The organism is Pseudomonas sp. G(2018), assembly GCF_005502415.1.
In the GTDB taxonomy this organism is placed as follows: Bacteria; Pseudomonadota; Gammaproteobacteria; order Pseudomonadales; family Pseudomonadaceae; genus Aquipseudomonas.
Genome location: NZ_SCOO01000036.1, coordinates 24,224 through 42,384 on the forward strand (window position 1 = coordinate 24,224; position 18,161 = coordinate 42,384).

General features: G+C 51.0%; 21 protein-coding genes. 5 read left to right on the forward strand and 16 right to left on the reverse strand.

From position 1 onward, the window contains the following. Positions 1-97 precede the first annotated feature (97 nt). Entirely contained in the window at positions 98-607 is a 510-nt protein-coding gene (locus FFS64_RS25810) for a hypothetical protein (protein ID WP_057978769.1), read from the reverse strand. Further along, complete coding sequence (locus FFS64_RS25815) at positions 597-1,136, reverse strand: hypothetical protein (protein WP_057978771.1); 540 nt, start codon at positions 1,134-1,136, stop codon at positions 597-599. Before FFS64_RS25815 ends, FFS64_RS25810 begins: the two co-directional genes overlap by 11 nt. Positions 1,137-1,358: 222 nt before the next feature. Between FFS64_RS25815 and FFS64_RS25820 the strand changes: the two genes are divergently transcribed. After that, a complete protein-coding gene (locus FFS64_RS25820; RefSeq protein WP_057978773.1) occupies positions 1,359-1,718 on the forward strand; it encodes a histone-like nucleoid-structuring protein, MvaT/MvaU family in 360 nt (119 codons plus the stop codon). Positions 1,719-2,366: 648 nt separating this feature from the next. Beyond that, positions 2,367-3,851, forward strand: coding sequence for a hypothetical protein (locus tag FFS64_RS25825; protein WP_125919926.1), 1,485 nt, complete (start codon positions 2,367-2,369; stop codon positions 3,849-3,851). 69 nt (positions 3,852-3,920) lie between these two features. Here the strand turns inward: FFS64_RS25825 and FFS64_RS25830 are convergent, their stop codons facing one another. Further along, positions 3,921-4,748, reverse strand: coding sequence for a hypothetical protein (locus tag FFS64_RS25830; protein WP_125919927.1), 828 nt, complete (start codon positions 4,746-4,748; stop codon positions 3,921-3,923). Between the two features lie 196 nt (positions 4,749-4,944). Here FFS64_RS25830 and FFS64_RS25835 point away from each other — a divergent pair, with 196 nt between their 5' ends. Beyond that, positions 4,945-5,463 carry a hypothetical protein gene (locus tag FFS64_RS25835; RefSeq protein ID WP_057978779.1) on the forward strand — a complete coding sequence of 173 codons (519 nt, stop codon included), beginning with the start codon at positions 4,945-4,947 and terminating at the stop codon, positions 5,461-5,463. 428 nt (positions 5,464-5,891) lie between these two features. On the opposite strand, the gene FFS64_RS25840 is transcribed toward FFS64_RS25835, so the two are convergent. The 5 genes from FFS64_RS25840 to FFS64_RS25860 form a co-directional block, all read right to left on the reverse strand. Continuing rightward, positions 5,892-6,287: a hypothetical protein gene (locus FFS64_RS25840; protein WP_057978782.1), complete on the reverse strand. Its 396-nt coding sequence runs from the start codon at positions 6,285-6,287 to the stop codon at positions 5,892-5,894. A gap of 416 nt (positions 6,288-6,703) precedes the next feature. Beyond that, complete coding sequence (locus FFS64_RS25845) at positions 6,704-8,188, reverse strand: DUF5710 domain-containing protein (RefSeq protein WP_057978786.1); 1,485 nt, start codon at positions 8,186-8,188, stop codon at positions 6,704-6,706. Positions 8,189-8,307: 119 nt separating this feature from the next. After that, positions 8,308-8,784 (reverse strand): hypothetical protein, encoded by a 477-nt coding sequence (locus FFS64_RS25850; RefSeq protein ID WP_057978788.1) that lies wholly within the window; start codon positions 8,782-8,784, stop codon positions 8,308-8,310. 76 nt (positions 8,785-8,860) lie between these two features. Beyond that, a complete protein-coding gene (locus tag FFS64_RS25855; RefSeq protein WP_057978938.1) occupies positions 8,861-9,925 on the reverse strand; it encodes a helix-turn-helix domain-containing protein in 1,065 nt (354 codons plus the stop codon). A gap of 160 nt (positions 9,926-10,085) precedes the next feature. Beyond that, positions 10,086-10,787: a hypothetical protein gene (locus tag FFS64_RS25860; RefSeq protein WP_125919934.1), complete on the reverse strand. Its 702-nt coding sequence runs from the start codon at positions 10,785-10,787 to the stop codon at positions 10,086-10,088. A 148-nt stretch (positions 10,788-10,935) separates the two neighbouring features. Between FFS64_RS25860 and FFS64_RS25865 the strand changes: the two genes are divergently transcribed. After that, the gene (locus FFS64_RS25865; protein WP_057978952.1) at positions 10,936-11,745 is read left to right on the forward strand and encodes a hypothetical protein; all 810 of its coding nucleotides are present in this window, start codon (positions 10,936-10,938) and stop codon (positions 11,743-11,745) included. A 32-nt stretch (positions 11,746-11,777) separates the two neighbouring features. Here the strand turns inward: FFS64_RS25865 and FFS64_RS25870 are convergent, their stop codons facing one another. The 8 genes from FFS64_RS25870 to FFS64_RS25910 all read right to left on the reverse strand — a co-directional run bounded on the left by FFS64_RS25870 (position 11,778) and on the right by FFS64_RS25910 (position 17,471). After that, entirely contained in the window at positions 11,778-12,134 is a 357-nt protein-coding gene (locus FFS64_RS25870; RefSeq protein WP_125919935.1) for a hypothetical protein, read from the reverse strand. Between the two features lie 51 nt (positions 12,135-12,185). Beyond that, complete coding sequence (locus tag FFS64_RS25875; protein WP_057978944.1) at positions 12,186-12,617, reverse strand: hypothetical protein; 432 nt, start codon at positions 12,615-12,617, stop codon at positions 12,186-12,188. 121 nt (positions 12,618-12,738) lie between these two features. Beyond that, positions 12,739-13,548 carry a hypothetical protein gene (locus FFS64_RS25880; protein ID WP_057978946.1) on the reverse strand — a complete coding sequence of 270 codons (810 nt, stop codon included), beginning with the start codon at positions 13,546-13,548 and terminating at the stop codon, positions 12,739-12,741. A gap of 462 nt (positions 13,549-14,010) precedes the next feature. Then, on the reverse strand, positions 14,011-14,199 hold the full coding sequence (locus FFS64_RS25890) for a hypothetical protein (protein WP_057978950.1): 189 nt from the start codon (positions 14,197-14,199) through the stop codon (positions 14,011-14,013). Further along, positions 14,196-14,588 (reverse strand): hypothetical protein, encoded by a 393-nt coding sequence (locus FFS64_RS25895; protein WP_171017137.1) that lies wholly within the window; start codon positions 14,586-14,588, stop codon positions 14,196-14,198. Before FFS64_RS25895 ends, FFS64_RS25890 begins: the two co-directional genes overlap by 4 nt. Before the next feature lie 15 nt (positions 14,589-14,603). Continuing rightward, positions 14,604-16,085: an ATP-binding protein gene (locus tag FFS64_RS25900; RefSeq protein WP_137807680.1), complete on the reverse strand. Its 1,482-nt coding sequence runs from the start codon at positions 16,083-16,085 to the stop codon at positions 14,604-14,606. A 219-nt stretch (positions 16,086-16,304) separates the two neighbouring features. Then, on the reverse strand, positions 16,305-16,712 hold the full coding sequence (locus FFS64_RS25905; RefSeq protein ID WP_057977901.1) for a hypothetical protein: 408 nt from the start codon (positions 16,710-16,712) through the stop codon (positions 16,305-16,307). Between the two features lie 144 nt (positions 16,713-16,856). Beyond that, positions 16,857-17,471 carry a hypothetical protein gene (locus FFS64_RS25910; RefSeq protein ID WP_125919891.1) on the reverse strand — a complete coding sequence of 205 codons (615 nt, stop codon included), beginning with the start codon at positions 17,469-17,471 and terminating at the stop codon, positions 16,857-16,859. 338 nt (positions 17,472-17,809) lie between these two features. Here FFS64_RS25910 and FFS64_RS25915 point away from each other — a divergent pair, with 338 nt between their 5' ends. Next, positions 17,810-18,061 (forward strand): hypothetical protein, encoded by a 252-nt coding sequence (locus FFS64_RS25915; RefSeq protein ID WP_057977905.1) that lies wholly within the window; start codon positions 17,810-17,812, stop codon positions 18,059-18,061. The last annotated feature ends 100 nt before the right edge of the window (positions 18,062-18,161 follow it).

Genomic DNA, 18,161 nt, shown 5'->3' on the forward strand with positions numbered 1-18,161 from the left:
GTATGAGCCCGCAAGGGTTTCGAGATGCTGCACCGCAGCTGGTTCGGCCTGATGGCCATTGAATAACGAGCACATGCTCGCCAAACAAATCAAAAACTCAGTTCTGAGCCGAATGGCTCAACGCTAAACCTCTAGTCATAGCGCTCGCACGAATCATCAGGCACACCTGAATGATCCACCCTTGGGTATTCCCCTCCGCCTTCAACGTCACCGAACCATCGCAGAAAACGGCTTTGAAAGCTCCGTCAGCATTGCGGATCCGGCGGTGGGAGATTGAACCCTCGACCATGTCCTGGAGCTCAGCTTTTAGACCTGCCACCGCAGCGGCCGTTTGGGTGGTGCCATACACCCCGTTGCCAATAAAGAATCGAAGATCAACCCGATTCGTATCCGCGCTGTCAGTCTGAATGGTCAGATCGGATCGTCGAACCTCGCATGACAGATACCGCGTATTACTCCCCTCACCGACGCTAAAGGATTTCGTGCTATGAGCCTGATGATGCTGATGAGCAGCCTTAAAAAACAACCGAATTGGATTGAGCAAATCCATTGCCGAATCAGCGAACTCTGGCCAACTAGCCTCATAACCGTGATTACTACTGAACATTCATTCTCATCCAAGAGGTGGCAAGACCAGTTAGCTCCACAAGGGAAAGAGGCTCAGTTTCCCCGCGGTTTTGACTGAGCCATGTTAAAAACTCTGGAATCTGTGTGGCCCCCGAATTAGAAGAGTGCTGGGGCAACATAGGAGCTATGGAAGTCGACCTCAAAAAAGGTTCAACCGCAGCCCTTACAAGCTTGGTGTATAGGTCACTTTTCGGTGCGAGTTCAGGCTGCAAAGTAAGGACGCTTCGAATCAAATGGGTTACCTGGTCAAGGTCGCCAGCACCATTACCCTCATTTGATTCGCCGGCTAGACTTGGATCGATGTCGGGGCTGGTTAGGGCCTCCAGGCTCTGCAAAGCGGCAACGATGAGCTCTGCATAAGCAGCACCGAGCACCGTGTTGCGGCATCGCATTATAGGCTCAGTACCTGCAAATAACGCTGGTGCTCCACCACTCAGTTCTCCAACAACCAAGTTCAGGGTAGGCACCGTTCTCATCATTTCGCGAAGCGCAATGTGACTCTGATTCATGGTGGATCTCCTTGTACGTACGTCCATTGAACAGGAGAATTTGAAGATGCAAGAAAACATGACATTCCGGGTCACGATCATTAGAACTGGAGGAGCTAGTCTGACATTTGATGAACGTGCTCCGGGGAGTGTTTGCCCCCTTTTCTGGTCAACCGCACAGCGCTCTCATGGCTGATTGTCCGTCGCCGGCGCACAACCCATATCAACCACTGGAGACCTCTCATGTCCCTAATCAATGAATACCGCAGCACAGAAGAAAACATTAAGGAGTTGCAACGCCGCCTGGACGAACTTTCCAGCGATGAACGACTGAAAGCGGAGCTCGAATTCGAAAGAAAACTTAGGGATCTGATGGGACAGTACAATAAAAGTCTACGTGACATAATTCTGCTGCTTGACCCACAGGCTTTAAAGCGCCCTGGCGCCAAGCCTGTCGCTCAGCGGCGGCAGCGTGTCGTGAAGGTCTACAAAAACCCACACACAGGCGAAACTGTTCAGACCAAAGGCGGCAACCACAAAATTCTCAAAAGCTGGAAGGAAAAGCACGGCGCCGGCGAAGTCGACAAATGGCTTCAAGCCTAAAGCACGGACCTGCATTGAGGCCCACTTCGGGCCTTAATTTTGCCCTAGTGTCAGACTTCACGGGTAGAAAGGGTCACATGTTGCTAATCCGCATTTGGGATGGCATTATTCAGCCTCTTCTTCTGGTGCCTGTTCACCAGTACGGCGTAAGCCTAGCTGCTTGCAGCAATTCTTAATGCTTCACCCTTCCAGAATTTTGTCCAATCTCCAGTTCACCTGCGAGATCAGACGCCACTTGATTTTAGACGTCCAGAAGGCTGCCACTGTCCATAAAGCTGGGGTTCACACTTTTGTGTGAATCCTGTTCAGAAGATTCTTCTTCTGGACGGCGAGGTCAGCAGTCGGTGCCTCGGATGATCCTATCCAAAAAACAACTGCAGTCGCATGATGGTATGAGAGTCGGTTACATGGAAAGCGAAAGCCCACCAAAGGACCGATTCGCCTCCACCCTGCACTGCAGGGTTTTTCCAGGAAACTGGCATATCAGGCTAAGACAAATCCTCACTTCGGTGACGGAGAAAAAACCCGACCTCTTGAGGTCGGGTTTTTTTTTGGGAAATCCCTTCCGTCCACACGCCCTGTAAAAGGTTGCCATGCGAATCGCATTTGACACATCCTTCAACCACACAACCGACGTGAAAAATCATCGTGGCAGAAAATCAAAAGACTGGCTCATCTACATGCAGGGCAGAATTTTCTCCTGAAACAAGAATAGCTTTAGCAGCTGGTGCTGGGCATACCTGTAGCTACGAACTATGCCTAGAACCCACAACAATGGCCGTTACCAAGAAAAAAAAAGATGGCACGCCTACTGACCAGCTTAGGTCTGGGGGAATCGGAGTCGCAGCTCACATATATGGTGCCACTCAAACTGGATGCCCTAGACCTTCGAGCAAAACACCAGACGAACTAAGCGACATCAAAAACGGGATTTGGGTATGCCACACCCATGGGACGTTAATAGATCAACATGAAAAGGCCTACTCTGCAGAGTATTTGATGCTATGCAAAGAAGTACGCACCTTCGCCCATACATTTAGCATGACTTCCGCTGACATACGTAGTGTCTTAAAGCTGGTACCTCCACGCACATACGAAAAAATTGTTTGGAAATATTCCTCAGAGCTAACTAACTCGATTAAAGACATCGAGCGCGAAGTTATGGCCGAAGCAGGAAGACAACTATCACTAGACTCTCTCACCTCGTATACCCAGGCCCCGTCACCGCCACCAAGATTTAAGCAGACATCACTAAGCATCTTTGCCAGCGAGGACGCTAAAACGCCGTCAACCGTCAACGTTGAGACGACCAAAAAAGCATCAGATTCAACCATAGCAGAGCTAATCAAAAGCTGGTCACGAGAAGAAGAACTCATTACTGATAAAAACATATCTATAACAATTGAAGATCTTCATGCCGTCATTTCAGCGAAAAATCCTGTTACCGGAACTATTGCCGCTGAGCGAGTACCAGTCTCAGGAAGAATGCTAATAAACGTAATTCAAGCCGGCGACCTTGAAGGCTCGCCTCGCTACCATGTGTTTGCATGGATGAGAGGGGCCTCTCCGGTTGCCTTTAATTGGAATTTAGTGTTTGGCGTAAAAGGCGAAAACGCCTCATCATTTAGACGAAACAAAGAGTATGCGAACCTAACGACTTATTCCGACTCGTCAATACGCGATGCAAGACAGGCTGAAGCCCTTCTTGAGAAACTGGTTATGGGGTGGAAACCAGTTGGATTCTTCGGGCTTCACAGCTTAAATTTCAGTCGTGAAACATTTCAAAGCTCTTACTTTGAAATTGATCAAATCCCAAATCTTGACATTTTAAAGAAGATGCATAGAAACGCTCTAAGAACTATCTACCCACTGAACATACTTGATAAATTTGGCCGCTTTATAGACGTATCTGATGCATTCTACGACGAAAACTTAACCGACGACATGATCGATGCTGCTTTTGAAGAGCTCAATGATGCTTCGGAAGGCGACGCACTACCATCAAAATTTCGATCGACCACGTGCGTCGAAACAGACACATGGGAGTTATGCTTGGTTTTCAGAACTTATATTAATGGTTTTTCCTTGGGATTCAGAAGAATACCAAAACAAACAAGATTTGATCTCTACTAAAGGGACTATATACACGGTTTTATGCCGCACATTGAATTACTGGCGGACCTGAGTCCGCCGTCGCATAAATTATTCTTGATTATTTACTCGAACTAAATCTTTCGACGCCACAGTAATCAAACTGCAATAGAACAGCCAGCCACAGATGCTCATCAGTAACAAGGCGACCCCCAACCAACTCGACGTGGCATCAAGCATACGTGCTGAAGCCTGCAGGCAGACGCCCCCAAGAACTAGCAAACGCATCGGGCCCAGGCAAAACTTTTCGCTTTTAGTCAGCGATGACTGAATTTTGGAGGCCTCATTCCACGTTAACCGGCGCGAAATCACCGCAGCAATTAGGAAGGGCTCCAAGCGTCCCCCCATGACCACGAAGAGGGGCATCAGCCCTAACTGCTGCTCAACCGCTGTGGTGTACAAAATGACGAGCAGCGTACGCTTCTCAGGATCGAGCAGCTCCATAGGGAAAGCGGTTCTGGGCAAGACACCGGTCTTCCAAGCCATCGCATCAGCACCAATCATCGCCACGAGCGCGATGAGGTTTAAAACACCCCCGATAACGAGGGCCAAGGGCGTTGCGATTCTGAAAAATCTTCGCCATGGAGATCCTGGGCCAATGCTGCTTCGGACAACGGCACCGCCAGGTAGCATTCCGCACTTCCAAGCACATAACGCTACTAGGACAAATACAAGCGGACTAGCCAAACTAAACAGATGGAATGCTGCCTTGCCGACCACCAGAAGCAAAGTGATCGCCACTACAGCTGCAAAAAACGTCAGTGCAAAGAAATAGGGAAGCACCCTAACCGCAGCTGGAATTGCTTCAGCGATCCAGCCTGGCCATCTGCCAAAATTTAGCGCTGGTCCAGCCAATTGAGATTGATCAATGGTTGCCAAAAATCGGTTTCCTTCACGAAGCCCAGCGACTGCCGGTGCGTTACTCAGACCCCCAGGTCTTGATCCTAGGCATGGCATAACTATCGGAGGCTACAACGGACTCTTTAATCTGCAAGGTGATTTCGCAAGTTATTGCGGACCTTGCATTATTGGATATTGAGGCATTTTGAGAATTCTGATCGTTAGGAATTCAATCATGCAATCCAACATTACGCCTCAACCCTACACCGTACTGGAGCTCACACCACAGGCTCTTTTTGACATCTATGGTACCTACTGCCACACATTCGAGCAGACTGTTCTGACCGCTATGCGACACCTCCTACAGGATCAGTACACAGACGGCGCTTACGAGCTTCGTAAGTATCCAAACGGCTCTATGGCGCTGGTTCTCCCAACGCTCGATCAGGTCAGCGCATCCTTCGGCATGACTGAAGAATCAATCACCCTCGAGGGTGCGTCGATTGCTGCAAACCTGATAGCCATAGGTCAGCTAATGGTTGTTGCAGACGAACGCGAGGATGAATCCAACAAGCTGATCCAGTACAACCAATACTATGGCCTAAAGGACGCATTGAAGGGGCAGGTCAATTTTATTATCGACACCACCCAACCTGATGGTTACCGCAGCCTAACAGATGACGAAATAGCCACACTTAAAACAGCTGCCCAGCGCCATCCTGACGAAGAGGCAATCCGTAATTTGGTCGACTGAAGTAGAAACTCGATTACCCTTCCTTGGTACCAATCAAGGAACCCAGGTAGGTTGGTCGGCGTAGCCTCAAGCATGTCAAATCGCTTGAGGTCACTATCGTGCTGACAAGGCAAACAATAGCTACCGGCTTGGGGATTGGATCGCTTTTACTCATCGGCTTCAGTGCAGCGGTCAGCAACGGTCTCCTGGCCGCCGCAATTCCTACGGAACTGATCGGACTATCAGGGCAAAAGAATGGATGCGACGCAAATCTGGAATCAGTTTCTCAGATGTCGCTCGCAGAGATTCATCCGCCTGACAGAACTCTGATTCACGACGCGAACGCCGGCGCGTACTGCAATGAAGCATCACCCAGACATAACACGCTATAAAAAAAAGCCCGCCCCTGAAAAAGGGACGGGCTTTTTTTTGCGCGCGGGTCGGCTCCTTTAGGAGGCAATCACCAATAATTGAGATTCACCCAGGTGCTCCTTTGAGTGTTGCAGCCTGGTAAGCCGAGTTTCCTCGGACATAAACATCCATTGAGTACCGACGGCATCAGCCAACGCACCAATCGCGTCAACCAATCCCCAGTAGCTTAATGAAACCGCAGTACCTGCAAAAACAGACGCAAACTCTCGCAACTTAAGCATGAAGGCCACCGGATTTTTTGAATCCAGGAAGCGAGTTAGAACAGCGTTTGTTCCTGCTTGCAACATCGTGCCGTGCCGACCGACAAACTGGCGACCGGCCTCAACACAGGCGGTCATCAGGTGGTCGACTTCATCTTGATGCTCACGAACGAATTGCGAGGATTGTTCGGTTTGGTCGGGTAGTTTTCTCATGGGTTCACTCCAAAAAAAGGAGGACCCATCCCCAAAGGGGAAGAGATCCCCCAAGGGTTAGAAAAGGTGCTGCAAGGAGCAGCTTCAAAGCCCAGCGAACATACGCCAGGACAGAAACACGATTAAATCACTACTTCTCCTCAGGGGGAATAGTCTTATCCGCCGTGGCGTCCGCCACAACGCTACACAGAGGCTTTCCCTCATCATCTGACAGTCGTACCAGGCGAGGTGCCTTTTCCCCTTCCATGACGCTCCAGAGGCACCCAAGGCGATCCTGCAAGATAGCCCCACGGCCGATTGGCATAGAAATACTCTCTAGCCGCTCCAGCATCTGTTGCGATTTGATATCTACTTCGCTCGCATAGCTCGCCAGTGGCAACCCACACACAGCAAGCAAAAGAAACTTTTGAACTGCGCTACGCAATGCTGCACCAGTGCCAGTCATTCTGGGTCTCCCCTTTCATTTTCAGTTGAACAAGCATCGTTTTGGTAGGTGTGACCCACGCCAACGCGTCTTCCCTAAGGCGCAACTTTGTCGCGCTGGGCTTCCAAAAAATTTCGTCGATGCCCAACACAACTTTTGTCGCAACCGATGCAACGAAATCCTGTGGGAAGTGAGTCGGGCTCTGCGAGGCTGCGACGAGCATGAGACCGAACTTACGCGCCTCTTTTGCGATCGTGTTGATGATGTTGTCTTCACTTTCATCCGCGAACACATGCGCCTCGTCCAGGATGATCACGTCTCGAATCCGATCCTGTGGCCCGCGCTCAACGGCCGCCAGGAAGATCTCCTCCAAACGAAACAGAACAAATAATTTTCTTTCCGTCATCGAGAGCGCCTGAAGGTGGTAGCGCCAGACAGGATTTGATTCGTGGAATGGAGGTTGTACGGATTTGAAAATACCGATGGCATCCAGATTCTGAAGCCGATCGACCACTGACTTCAGTACGTCTGTACTGTCGTACTTCATCAGCGATGTCAACTCTCTGCCGGTAGTAATAGCCTCAACATACGTCGTGAATGAATCGATAGCCTTCGCCTTGGCCTTATCCAGGTCGACCTTCGCTGCTTCATCTTCGAAATTGGCTTCACCTTTGCGTAGCGCCTGAATGGCCTTTTTCCGATAGGCCGCTGCAGATCGGTTCGCAACCTCCAGGTAGCTAACTGCTTCAGCACTTGTTCCTAAAAACGACTGCTGATGAATGTTCTGAGCCATCCGCAGCACATCCTTGATGCAGGGATGTGTCCGCGCCATGAGCTTAGGTGGCCATCTCGTGATAGCGCCTTGGTACTGATCTTGCGCAACGTACCACGAATACAGCGGTCCACCGCTCCAGCGAGCCCCGAGGGCCTTTGCCTCATCCTTCTCCCCTTTCGGGACATCAATGAACAACCTATCTTCGTGGCCGTCGGTCATGATGACCGCAGTCTCCTCCTCGACCACCCAGGTCGAAGGATCATCCTGTTTGAATCCATACTGGGCATATACGTCGAGCAGAAGGTTACGTAGACAAGCCTCCTGCTTCGTTCCCATAGCCCTCATGCTTCGCTCTATTGTCGAAATGAAAGCTTGCACGCGCTTGCGAATACCACCGAAGTGAGGATCGGGATTTACTCGTAATGGATTTAACCCCCAGTTCGAACGCTCACTAAAGCGAACCTCTGAGGCGCCTGGTATTTCAAGGTCCCCGTGAATATCAAACACGTGAATGCGCGGGACTGATGAGCCAGACGTTTGGAGCATGTGCGAGATCATTTTCCGGAGTAGAAAAGTCTTACCTGCACCACTCATTCCTACCAGGAGCGTATGGCCGTTAACCAGTTTCTCCGAGTCCCAAATGACCTGGACTTGATTATGCTTTTTTAGCTCAAGGGCATTGAGGCCGAACCGTATCTGCATCTGATGAGTGCCTTATAAATCCCGCGACCTGGTCAAGCAGGCCTGTATGAGGCAACTCTATTCAGCTCTCGCCATCGTTTGGGGTGTGTCTGCCCCTTGGAACGGGCCCAAATACAATCCTACGCCGCGGAAACCAACCTCAGCCCTTGTTTCTGCCTCGCAATCCGGATCAGCGCCTGCTTCAAGGGTTCGCCGCTCGAGGACGACAACGAAATTGATTCACGCAGATCGTTTGAAGACCGTTCCATGGTTGGGGATGGTGTTCTCAGCACCGCTGTCGCGGAGGCTTGAATCAAATCGCGAAACGCGGCAGTGGTCAGCTCAAACTGTGGATCAAGCAACACCTGATCGCTCCATTCGACATCAAGACAGAGTTTGATTGCTAAGACTTCCTGCCAGTCGTCCATAAGTGACATTACTGCGAACGGATGCACCAGCAAGCTTTCGCCGGCGGTATTCCATAGGGCATGGTTCCCTGCGCGACTCAAGGCCGCGATGAGACATTCCTCAACCTCGTGTTGCGAGACAGAGATAATCTCCATCGAGATAGAGGTCGCGATTAGTTCAAGGTACGGGCTAACGTTCAGTAGTGGCATTCGTCTCTCCTTTGCACCTATCAACACTACATCCCATGTCTTAAATGCAACGTTTTGCCGCCAATTTCACCGCCAACTAACCACCTGAGTCAGCAGCTGCTTTTGCTGCGTCCAGCAGAGCTGGCGCGAGTGTCGCAACGTCACGACGATCAAGCATTACCTCAACGCATGAGTTGCCATCAGTTACCTTGAGAGCAATCTCGCCATCCACATGAGCGACATCAACAACACCTTTAGTTTGGGTCACGCTATGCGAAACGATCCGAACCCCATGAAAGGAATCCTGAGCAGCGGTAACGCTTCGATTGGCTGTAGGGAGCAGGAGAAAGGACCGGGTTTCTGTCGGTAATGAATCGAATGCGACCTCATAAACACCGAACCGCTCACGAATTTTCCAACCTTGATTCTCACCGTGCATGATGATGAAGGTGACGTCGTTGCCCATGCCTGGCAGCCCTGTCAGATCTCGCATGGGCAACCAGAGTCCTTCAGAAAGATCGAGTTGGTACTCCATTTTTCGATCAGTCCACCGACGCTCGACTTTGCGACGCGAAGGTATAGCCACACCTTGGTCATCATATCTTTCCGGCCAGATTGCTTGGGGGGTAATACCTAGGCATGTCGCCACCAACGCTTGAAGCGAAGGTGACCGAGCACTTCCCAAGTTATCCAAAGCTGATCGAGGAACGCCGATATGTGAAGCGAGAGTACCCAAGACAAACCCGCGGTTTCGAAGTTCGGATTTTACCCATGTGAGCCTGGAAGGCTCCTCTGCAGGGATCGACGTAATATCGACCGCCATCAAAGATTTTTCTTCCACCATGGTGATGAAGAGTGGCTTTGGCTCCTCTGTCTCAGGAAGCGCAAACAAGCCAGGCATGAGCTCTTCAACTTGTGCCTGCATTTCTTGAGACCAAGACACGTCGTATCGCTCAGGGAAAAGAATCTTCTCTGAGACGCCAAGGGCTTTGCCAATTTCCGCTTGAGCAGCGGGGTAATGTTTTTTGCCGGCTGAGGCTATCCCCGTAACGCCACTTTTCTTGGAAAGAGAGGTCAGCGAATGCCCCTGTTTTTTCAGCGCCACCTTAATTGCATGCCACCTGAATGCGAGGGGAATTTCAGGATATTTTTCGGTCGTCATACCAAACACCTTTGGGGTTTGGATTGACGCTCTCATGGTTTCTCGAACATGCAAGGCAGCCACCAACAGACAAGTTACCGTCTCTTTAAGCCTCCTGCTTTTAACGGGGAATTCCTAGCCCGGAAAAGATACAGGACGTTTAGAGTCGTTGAAAGCAAGTCTAGGACGCTGATTTACCCTCGACTCGTTCTCGCTTTGCGCGCCAAAAACTCATCACCCAAACACCGACAAGGCAAAGAGAAATGAATCCTGCTACACCGGCGTACATCAATCGTTGATTAAAAAATGCCTGGCCAGCGTCGACCCCAGACACACAAATCAGGATCGCGATAATGCCCATGCTAGGTGTGTACCGACCACTTGAGGTTCTCAAATTCCTGAATCGGGCACCGGCGCCGACCAGTTGCGAGCGAGCTGCTCCAACCTGCTCTCTTAGGTTCTCCAGGCTTCTGTCATCCATGCCCGTTACGGACAGCGGAATTAGATACAAGGCATCTGCGATATGGCTTATTTGGCGCTGACGGCGAACCGGCTGCGACCGAATAAACGCAAGGCCCTCATGAAGGATCTGCAAAGCCTCCTCCTGCAGAAATGCGCGCTCATCATCCACTGAAATCGAATTCATTATGATGTCAGCGCTGATTCCTTCTGGGTCTTTTACGTCGTGTCGCCGAAGTACTTCAACCAGTTCCTCTTGGTCGACGCTGCAGTACCGAACAAGGTACCCACCAGATCGGCCAGGCGCCACAAAGCCTCCAAGCACCTCATGATTCGACTGATGGCTGGGATTGGCATTACCACTTGGATAAATGGCTTTGAGACCTAGAACGCTAAGATCGTTGAACAGTGATTCTATGTGCACAGTTTTCGCTCCATGGTTTCCCGCTAGCATCTCAACTCCGGGGCTCACAATGCTGGTGATCTGGCACTGAGAATGGAGCAGATCTGGTCAGACTTGCAGTTTTGCTATTTCGATGAAAATCGTTGCAAATCAAAACTCGAGTCAGACTATGAACGTACCAGACCACCCGTGGACCACCGCCTTTCACTCAGGAATGACGAGTTTTTCTGACTTTCGAGCAATAGCTCAACTAGGTATGCCAGTAGGCGTGGTAGCGACCCTTTTGACGCTGGCGCAACTACACCTCGCCATTCCAAAGCATCTAGACCAGGGGGGAATGGCCTTTGTCGACAGCGGCGCCTTCACCGCCTTCCAGAAGAAGCAGGAGATGGACTGGGGCAAAGTCATTAGCGCCTACGAGACGATTGCGACAAACACCATTCAGCCGGCCAATCTAAGCGTCGTAGCGCCGGACGTAATTGGTGACCAGGTGGAAACGAGAAGGCTCTGGGTGCTTTACGCAGACTCAATACGGAAATGGGTTGATATGGGCGTTCGAGTCATTATTCCGCTTCAGGTTGGTGAGATGAGCGGCGGTGATCTTTTTGAAGAAGCTTGCGCGATTCTGGGTACGCGAAAACTCGCCTGCGGCATTCCGTCCAACGCCGCGGCCATGAGTCATGCAGATTGCTCGACAATACGAAATAGTGATTTTCACATCCTCGGTCGAGTGCGAATGACAGATGAGCTACGACTAAAAGTATCCGCCATTCTCGCTTCGAATCCGGGAGCCAACCTAACCTCTGATGCAAACTGGCTTAGGGCTAGAACTGCAAAAATCTGCAGGATCCGAGCACATTTACCTGCATTCACTGGCGACTTTGAAAGCCGAAGAATGCGTGCAGTTCAAGCTCTCCTAACGACTGAGGGGTACCCGCAAACAAGGCATACCTTACCCCTTAATCAGGCAGTCTGCTAATTCCCATCATGGGACCCACACCCAGCATCTGTCTATATTTCAACGAGTTGGACTGGCTCCCCTGCCAGTCCTTTATATTCCAATGCTCGTGCAATTCCAGCTGGAGTTGGATATCGCATCCAAATAACAGATTCGCCTGCATGAAGCCTGTGTGTCATGCCGGTTGCCTTATAGGCCCCGTCCAGGCCTGCAAGACGCTGCTCCGCATCGGTAAATGCCCTGATCGGCTTAGACGGCTCAATCAATAATGATAGATGCTCACCCCCGTCATCAGCATCCTTCAATCGTTCAAGCGCTGGATTCGCTCCAAAAAAACTTGTGACGCCTTGAATTGTGCACTGGCTCAATGAGACACAAACACCCACCAATACCGTTAAAAAATTCCTCATGACTCCTGAGCTCCCTGCTATAGCCGCTGAAACGTGAATGTAAGGACCAAATCACAACGTTCCTGCACACTCCTTGAGGGTGGGACTTTTTGAGCTGGCGGATTCATTGCGTTCACGGGCGTCCTGTCTACGCATCTCGACGATTGCCAAGTAGCCTGCAGCCGCGCACATAGCTAACCCGGCCGCCAGCAACTCAAAGACGATTGAAACGCTCACGAATGATCCAAGCGACGTCTGCAGCGACCCGATGCTCAGTGTTGAGCTAAAGCCCAGCGTCGTTGCGACAGCGAGCCAGGACAGATAGCAAATCAAAAGGACCAGTTTGATTAAGCGCGGAGACCATCGATAAATCGCGATGCTGGAAATAACAGCCAGAACAATCGCGACCGCATCGATGAGAAGAGGCCGATGACCACCTGGTAAGGAGACAAATAACAATCCGGCATTCAGCGATGCCCCAGTGGTAAGTGTGATGAGCCGCATAGCTTCCTCGAGTACCGTTGAGAGGCTCAATGATCGGCTTGCGCAAGTAAGAAGGGAGTTTAATCGGGCCCAGAAGTGAGCCCGGACAGGCATGAAGCGAACTGATTATGGAGTAAGCGTTTCAATCAATGAACAGCCTTCGCCCTTTGCTGGCGACGGTGTGGGCTCCGGTATCAATCGGGGGACTTTCAGTTCTCGACTTAGACGACTCAGAAAGAGTCTGCAGAGGTGCAGGTTGGCGAATCTCCCTGTCAGGGGGATTTAGCAAGCGCTGCTCTTCACGCAACCTCGCCACGAGAGACTCCTGCATTGTTGGCCCATCGATACGCCGTCTACGCGATGCGCGCTCCTCGAAGACACCAACGAGAACAACCCCAAGACAAACCAATATCAAAAACCCTACCCCGGTATTTAAGATGATCGAGGCACTTGCTACGCCGGCTTTGTCTTCTTCAGTGGGTCGCGCTACCGCAATGCTTTCGATACCGGATCGTCGAACCGTATCCCCATTAAAGCGTGCGCCATAGAGAATCTCTAAGGTTCCACCCTTCTCACGCATTTCCAGGATTCGTGCATCCTTTCCTGCAAGCAAATGAATAGCTTTTTCAGCTGGATAGGCCTCACCGGTAACCATTCCACCCATAAACGAGTTGAGACCCTCGGTATCAGGCACCCGACACCAACTGGCACCGCGGTACCGACCAGGGCAAATTTCTATTTGGGTCTTACCATCCACAATGACCTTTCGCCACTGATCGCGGCTAAGCAAAATTGATTCTTTAATCCCAAGTGACCCATTGAATCCACTGCTTTCAGCGCCCTCAGTAATAAGTGCGCCTTCGTTTTGGTCGCTGGAAGATAGGGCGTACGCCTGCCCTCCCAAGCCAAGGAATAGGAGGATTACAAGAGAAAATCGGCTAGAGAACTTCACGGTGCCACCCCGCCCTTTTGGTGCGATTGAGTGAAACGTCCCATGCTGTAAATTTTCTCTTTTTCGAACTTTATTGCCTGCTCCCGGCAATCGAAAGGGCCAAATGTCACGCTGTCAATGCGCACATTCCATTGACACTTCCATCGCCTGGTCCAGACGGCAACCATAGAGGTGTCAGAGAAAAATCTTCTCAGCACCGTGAATACCTTCTGCAGGAGCAACGCTCTCGGAACAACATGTGACACACGCTCCTTAAGGAATGAGTCGACCTGCAGTCCGACTAGGCTTACCTCGTCAGCGAATCCGACGACCACGCCATCACGGATTACAATCCTGCGCTTATGGGGGAGAGATTTATTCAAGAGGTGATCTCTGTTGAAAGAATCTTAGTAACCGATCTGAAGGGCGCCGCAGCCAGGCAGCGGAGTTACCTCGAACTGCCTGACCGCCGCCAAGTGGACGTCAGTAAGTCACTGCCTGGGTTTGTGACTCGGACGTGGCAAAGTCGTACTCCGGCTTTGTTTGTACCTCATTCACCTCACTGCCATCCGGCCGAATACGCTTTTCAAGATCTTCACACGCGCGACCTTGAAAGCCCTGAAAATCAGCACTCACATTTCCGCCTTTGATGCTCACGACTACACGCTTCACCACACCACCTCCTCGGCCACAACCTCAAGAGATCCATCGGTCTGAGCCACGATCGACACGTTGTAATTTTCCGCTTCCAATTGCTTGGCGTAGTGATAGGCCAAGTAGCGGTCCACAATTTGCGTACTCACGGATTTAGTCCAGTCACCGGACGAACCGTAGTTCTCGACAAACTGATTGAAAACGCCGTTTTCAAGGTTGAACCCAAGGCGATGCTTGGAGTTTGATGGATCAACTAATACCAACTGGTACCGCTCGGAAGTGAGCCCTACGCCAATTCGGTATAGCTGCTCGTTTTGGTAGAGGTTACCCAGGCCTGATAAGGCCTTCATAAGAACGTCGATGTCCGTGTAGGACACTGCGACTTTTGCTCTGACAATATGACTCACTGCAATCTCCTAATATCAATCGACGGTCAGTTGGCGAACGTTGTGTAGCGGCTCGCTTCGATCTTGGGTATTGGCTCTGTAGAAGCCCTGATCGCCCAATTTACGAATTGAGTCGATATCAGCCTTTCTTGTCTCGCTGGCAGGACTGATATCTCCCAAAGCATCAAGGAGATTCTCTTGGTTTAACTGAGTATCCATCGACAACGCGAGATATTGAGCATCGACCACGGCCTGCTCGATTTCAGCACCGGTATAGCCAGTACTCGCAATCAACAGATCGTCCATCTTGAAGTGGTGAACATCGACACCTGCTTTCTTCAAGTGAATCTGGAAGATTGCTACGCGTTCATCCTTGCTGGGCAGATCTATAAAAAAACAGCGATCCCAGCGCCCAGCGCGCATAAGCTCAGGGGGTAAGGCGCTGATTCTGTTGGCCGACGCGACAATAAAGACTTTGCCCTTTCGCTCCTGAAGCCAATACAGGAAAGCACCGAGCAAACGACGCGATACCTCGTGGTCTCCTTCACCTTGTGAAAAGGCTTTGTCGATTTCGTCCATGAGAACGGTAACGGGCGCAATCTGGTCGATTGTCTGAAGCGCACGAATGAATTTGCCCTCAGTCTCACCCAGGTACTTCGAGTAGAAACGGCTCATGTCGAGACGAACAAGTGTTGTTCCGAACACACCCGCAGCGGCCTTAGCCATTAGCGTTTTACCACCACCTGGAACACCCGCCAGCAGCACCCCTTTTAAAGGCAAGTCCTTATCCCAACCTGCCTTTCGGATATTGAGGAATGACTTCAGTGGCTCAAGCCCACCAACAGTTTCAATGTTGATCGGCTCCAAAACATCTAGACCCACATCACGCAGAATATGGCCCTTCTCACGCCGAATCTCTGACAGGTAGTCAAGCGCCTTGTGTTTGCGATAAGCCGAAAGAATGAACACATTTCGCATTTGTGTGTGGCTCAAGCCCATGGCGTGGTTAGCAATCACAACCCGCTCGCGCTCATCAAAAATGGTCGGCACTTGGGAAGATTTGCCAATCGATCGCTCGACGTCTCGTTCGGCGCTCATCAGAACTTCAATTATTTCGGCCTGATCCATGGCTGGCAGATCGATGTGATAAACGAACTCCTCGGCCAAGGAGTCGCGACCGGCAATAACGTAGGTAATGCCGTGTTGCTCAAGAGCGGCCAGGGACGCTTTCAAGCTGGGAAGGGTTTCGGCATTTAGACGCTGTCGGTCAAAAAAATACTGGTCAAAAATAACGGCGCCACGGCTATCTTTGGGTGCTTCTCCTGCGACCTTGGCGATATAACCTGGGTCTGGCACCTGTTTGAAAGGCATTGCTAAGAAATGCTTTTTCAGCTCAGTTGCTGCTGCAGAGATGACTTGAGCGGCCCTGGCCAACTCAAAGGTTTCGATTGCAACGACCGGAAATGCCAGCTTCAGTGGCGTATTTATACGGTCGTTCAAGGCTTCATTCTTGGACATGGCAATCCCTTACGATTTCGACAAATTCATGGAATTAGTGTTTCACGAAGGAGCGCGCCGGCCTTGCCCTATTGGCGCCACGAACTGGGGCAAATAGGCTCAACAATCGCTGCATTCGAGTGAAAGCGTGGCCGGTATCAGATGCCGGCCAGGAGGAGCTTCCACAATCTATCTTCCGGGGATTTGCGAAAATGCAAGGTTGATCAGGAAAATGACCTGTCAATCAAGGTGTAGTTTTCGGCTGCCAGCTTCGCCGCTTTCGGAACCAGGCACCGATGTCGGCTGCTCCACGGTCGTGGAGGCAAGGACAGAGCGGTGATCTTCCGCACCTGCTATTGGAGCCTGCAGTACAGGCGGCGCTATGACTGGAGCTCTCGGTGCTGCATCGTTGATCTGCCCGGACGAGCTTCCAGGATTCATCGCTCTCACAATCTGAAGAATTACCATGAGGATCACTAGCCCGAAGGTGTAAGGCATTATCTTGAACATCTGATCCATCATACTATCTAGGTTGTCAGCTGCGCTGTTCAAGCTGCCGGCCGCATGAGAGAACTGAGGCAGGATGAGCAAGCTCAGGCCGCTTAGCGTTAGCAGCGTATGAAGGGATACATTGCGCATTTGATTCATTGATTTTCTCCTGGTGGGGATGATGCAATTCTCCCCAGACCAAGCGCACTTCAGATCCGGATCTGCTCCCCAAAACGGGGCCAATCTCTGGTAATACGCCACAAAAAAGCCGCCCCAAGGACGGCTACAGTGACAAGTAGTTTTCTAAGTGGATGCGGCTTCCTCAGCTACGACTGCACCTCGCTTGTAATCCTTCAGGATGGGTTTGAGCAACGCCGCAGCTTCGATCGCGTCATTCGCAACACGCTCATTTCGAGCCAACCAATACCCAAACACTGATGCCTTGCCCAGCGGATTGGTTGCTGTTTCGCGCCCCCGAATGAGTGCTTCGAGATCCCAACCAAGTGAGTAGGTGCCATAGGTATGTTTATCAACGTCGACCCAAAAGTTAGCGGAGTCGATTTTAAACATCATCGTCAGCACCTGAAGAGTGAGTGCCGCCAGCGGGTCGCTTTCGGATTCTGAGGCCATTCGCTTCATCACTGGGCCCAACTTACGCAATTGAGCGATACGAACCCTGTTGCCCCACGATATGAGACTTGGAGAGTGGGAAACCAGCTTGGGGAGATCGACCTTATAAAAACCGGGCTCAGATTGTTCAAACCACACTCGAATCACACCAGCGCACTCTGGGCAGAGCGAGTTAGCTGCGTATCGATTTTCCTCGGCCTGCCCTTTGCGACCCGAATAGTGAAAAACGTGCATACCCACATGCCCACAGATTCTCTGAGCAGGGGAATGGTGATGGTTCTTTGCCATTGAATCGTCCTCGACAATTAATGACCCCATCATCCTCACGATCTTGAAAGTGCAAGCCCTGAAAGAATCTTTTCAATCCTGCTAACTCACAGTACGGGCGCTCGCGTGCTTGGCCAAGCTGGCTACCAGCATCTGGATCAGAACAAGCCATAAGAACAACATCAGTTGGGCATTCGAGCTTGCATTGCCGTTGGTTTCGCTCTGTTGCGGGACGGGATTAGGAATTGCTCATTGCTCGAGCGTGGGAAATGGCACGAGCAATTGGGGTTGATTATGGCCTTGCGTTTAAGGCGACCAGTGAGACGCTGGCCTCATAACGAATACCGAGGAAACCCAAGATGGGCAAACACATTAACAGCACCAAACTCACAGAGACTCTAACGCTCTCGGAGTGCAGCGACGGATTCTGGCTATATGACAAGACTCGCGGCATGAATCTAAGTATGCGCGCCAAGACAACACAGGATGCCTTCGTAGAGTGCATTTCCTACTACCAAACACGACTCGCCGAAGTGGAAAGTGAACACCGTGAATTGACTGCCAAGGTTGGCGCCTTTGTGAGTCAGTTTGTGGAAGGCGATGACGCTTAGTGATCGTTCACCAGATTCCCCTAAAGCCCCTGCCCCCAACAGCTGGAGCCGAGCTACGTAGAAGCAAGCCACTTTCGACATTTGATCGAGCAAGAAAACA

Bases quoted from the DNA above. Each gene is read 5' to 3' on its own strand.
- FFS64_RS25875 (WP_057978944.1), bottom strand. From the start codon at position 12,617: ATGCGGCTCATCACACTTACCACTGGGGCATCGCTGAATGCCGGATTG.
- FFS64_RS25900 (WP_137807680.1), bottom strand. From the start codon at position 16,085: ATGTCCAAGAATGAAGCCTTGAACGACCGTATAAATACGCCACTGAAG.
- FFS64_RS25865 (WP_057978952.1), top strand. From the start codon at position 10,936: ATGAACGTACCAGACCACCCGTGGACCACCGCCTTTCACTCAGGAATG.
- FFS64_RS25820 (WP_057978773.1), top strand. From the start codon at position 1,359: ATGTCCCTAATCAATGAATACCGCAGCACAGAAGAAAACATTAAGGAG.
- FFS64_RS25810 (WP_057978769.1), bottom strand. From the start codon at position 607: ATGTTCAGTAGTAATCACGGTTATGAGGCTAGTTGGCCAGAGTTCGCT.
- FFS64_RS25850 (WP_057978788.1), bottom strand. From the start codon at position 8,784: ATGCCACTACTGAACGTTAGCCCGTACCTTGAACTAATCGCGACCTCT.
- FFS64_RS25910 (WP_125919891.1), bottom strand. From the start codon at position 17,471: ATGGCAAAGAACCATCACCATTCCCCTGCTCAGAGAATCTGTGGGCAT.
- FFS64_RS25905 (WP_057977901.1), bottom strand. From the start codon at position 16,712: ATGAATCAAATGCGCAATGTATCCCTTCATACGCTGCTAACGCTAAGC.
- FFS64_RS25870 (WP_125919935.1), bottom strand. From the start codon at position 12,134: ATGAGGAATTTTTTAACGGTATTGGTGGGTGTTTGTGTCTCATTGAGC.
- FFS64_RS25835 (WP_057978779.1), top strand. From the start codon at position 4,945: ATGCAATCCAACATTACGCCTCAACCCTACACCGTACTGGAGCTCACA.
- FFS64_RS25840 (WP_057978782.1), bottom strand. From the start codon at position 6,287: ATGAGAAAACTACCCGACCAAACCGAACAATCCTCGCAATTCGTTCGT.
- FFS64_RS25815 (WP_057978771.1), bottom strand. From the start codon at position 1,136: ATGAATCAGAGTCACATTGCGCTTCGCGAAATGATGAGAACGGTGCCT.
- FFS64_RS25845 (WP_057978786.1), bottom strand. From the start codon at position 8,188: ATGCAGATACGGTTCGGCCTCAATGCCCTTGAGCTAAAAAAGCATAAT.
- FFS64_RS25855 (WP_057978938.1), bottom strand. From the start codon at position 9,925: ATGACGACCGAAAAATATCCTGAAATTCCCCTCGCATTCAGGTGGCAT.
- FFS64_RS25915 (WP_057977905.1), top strand. From the start codon at position 17,810: ATGGGCAAACACATTAACAGCACCAAACTCACAGAGACTCTAACGCTC.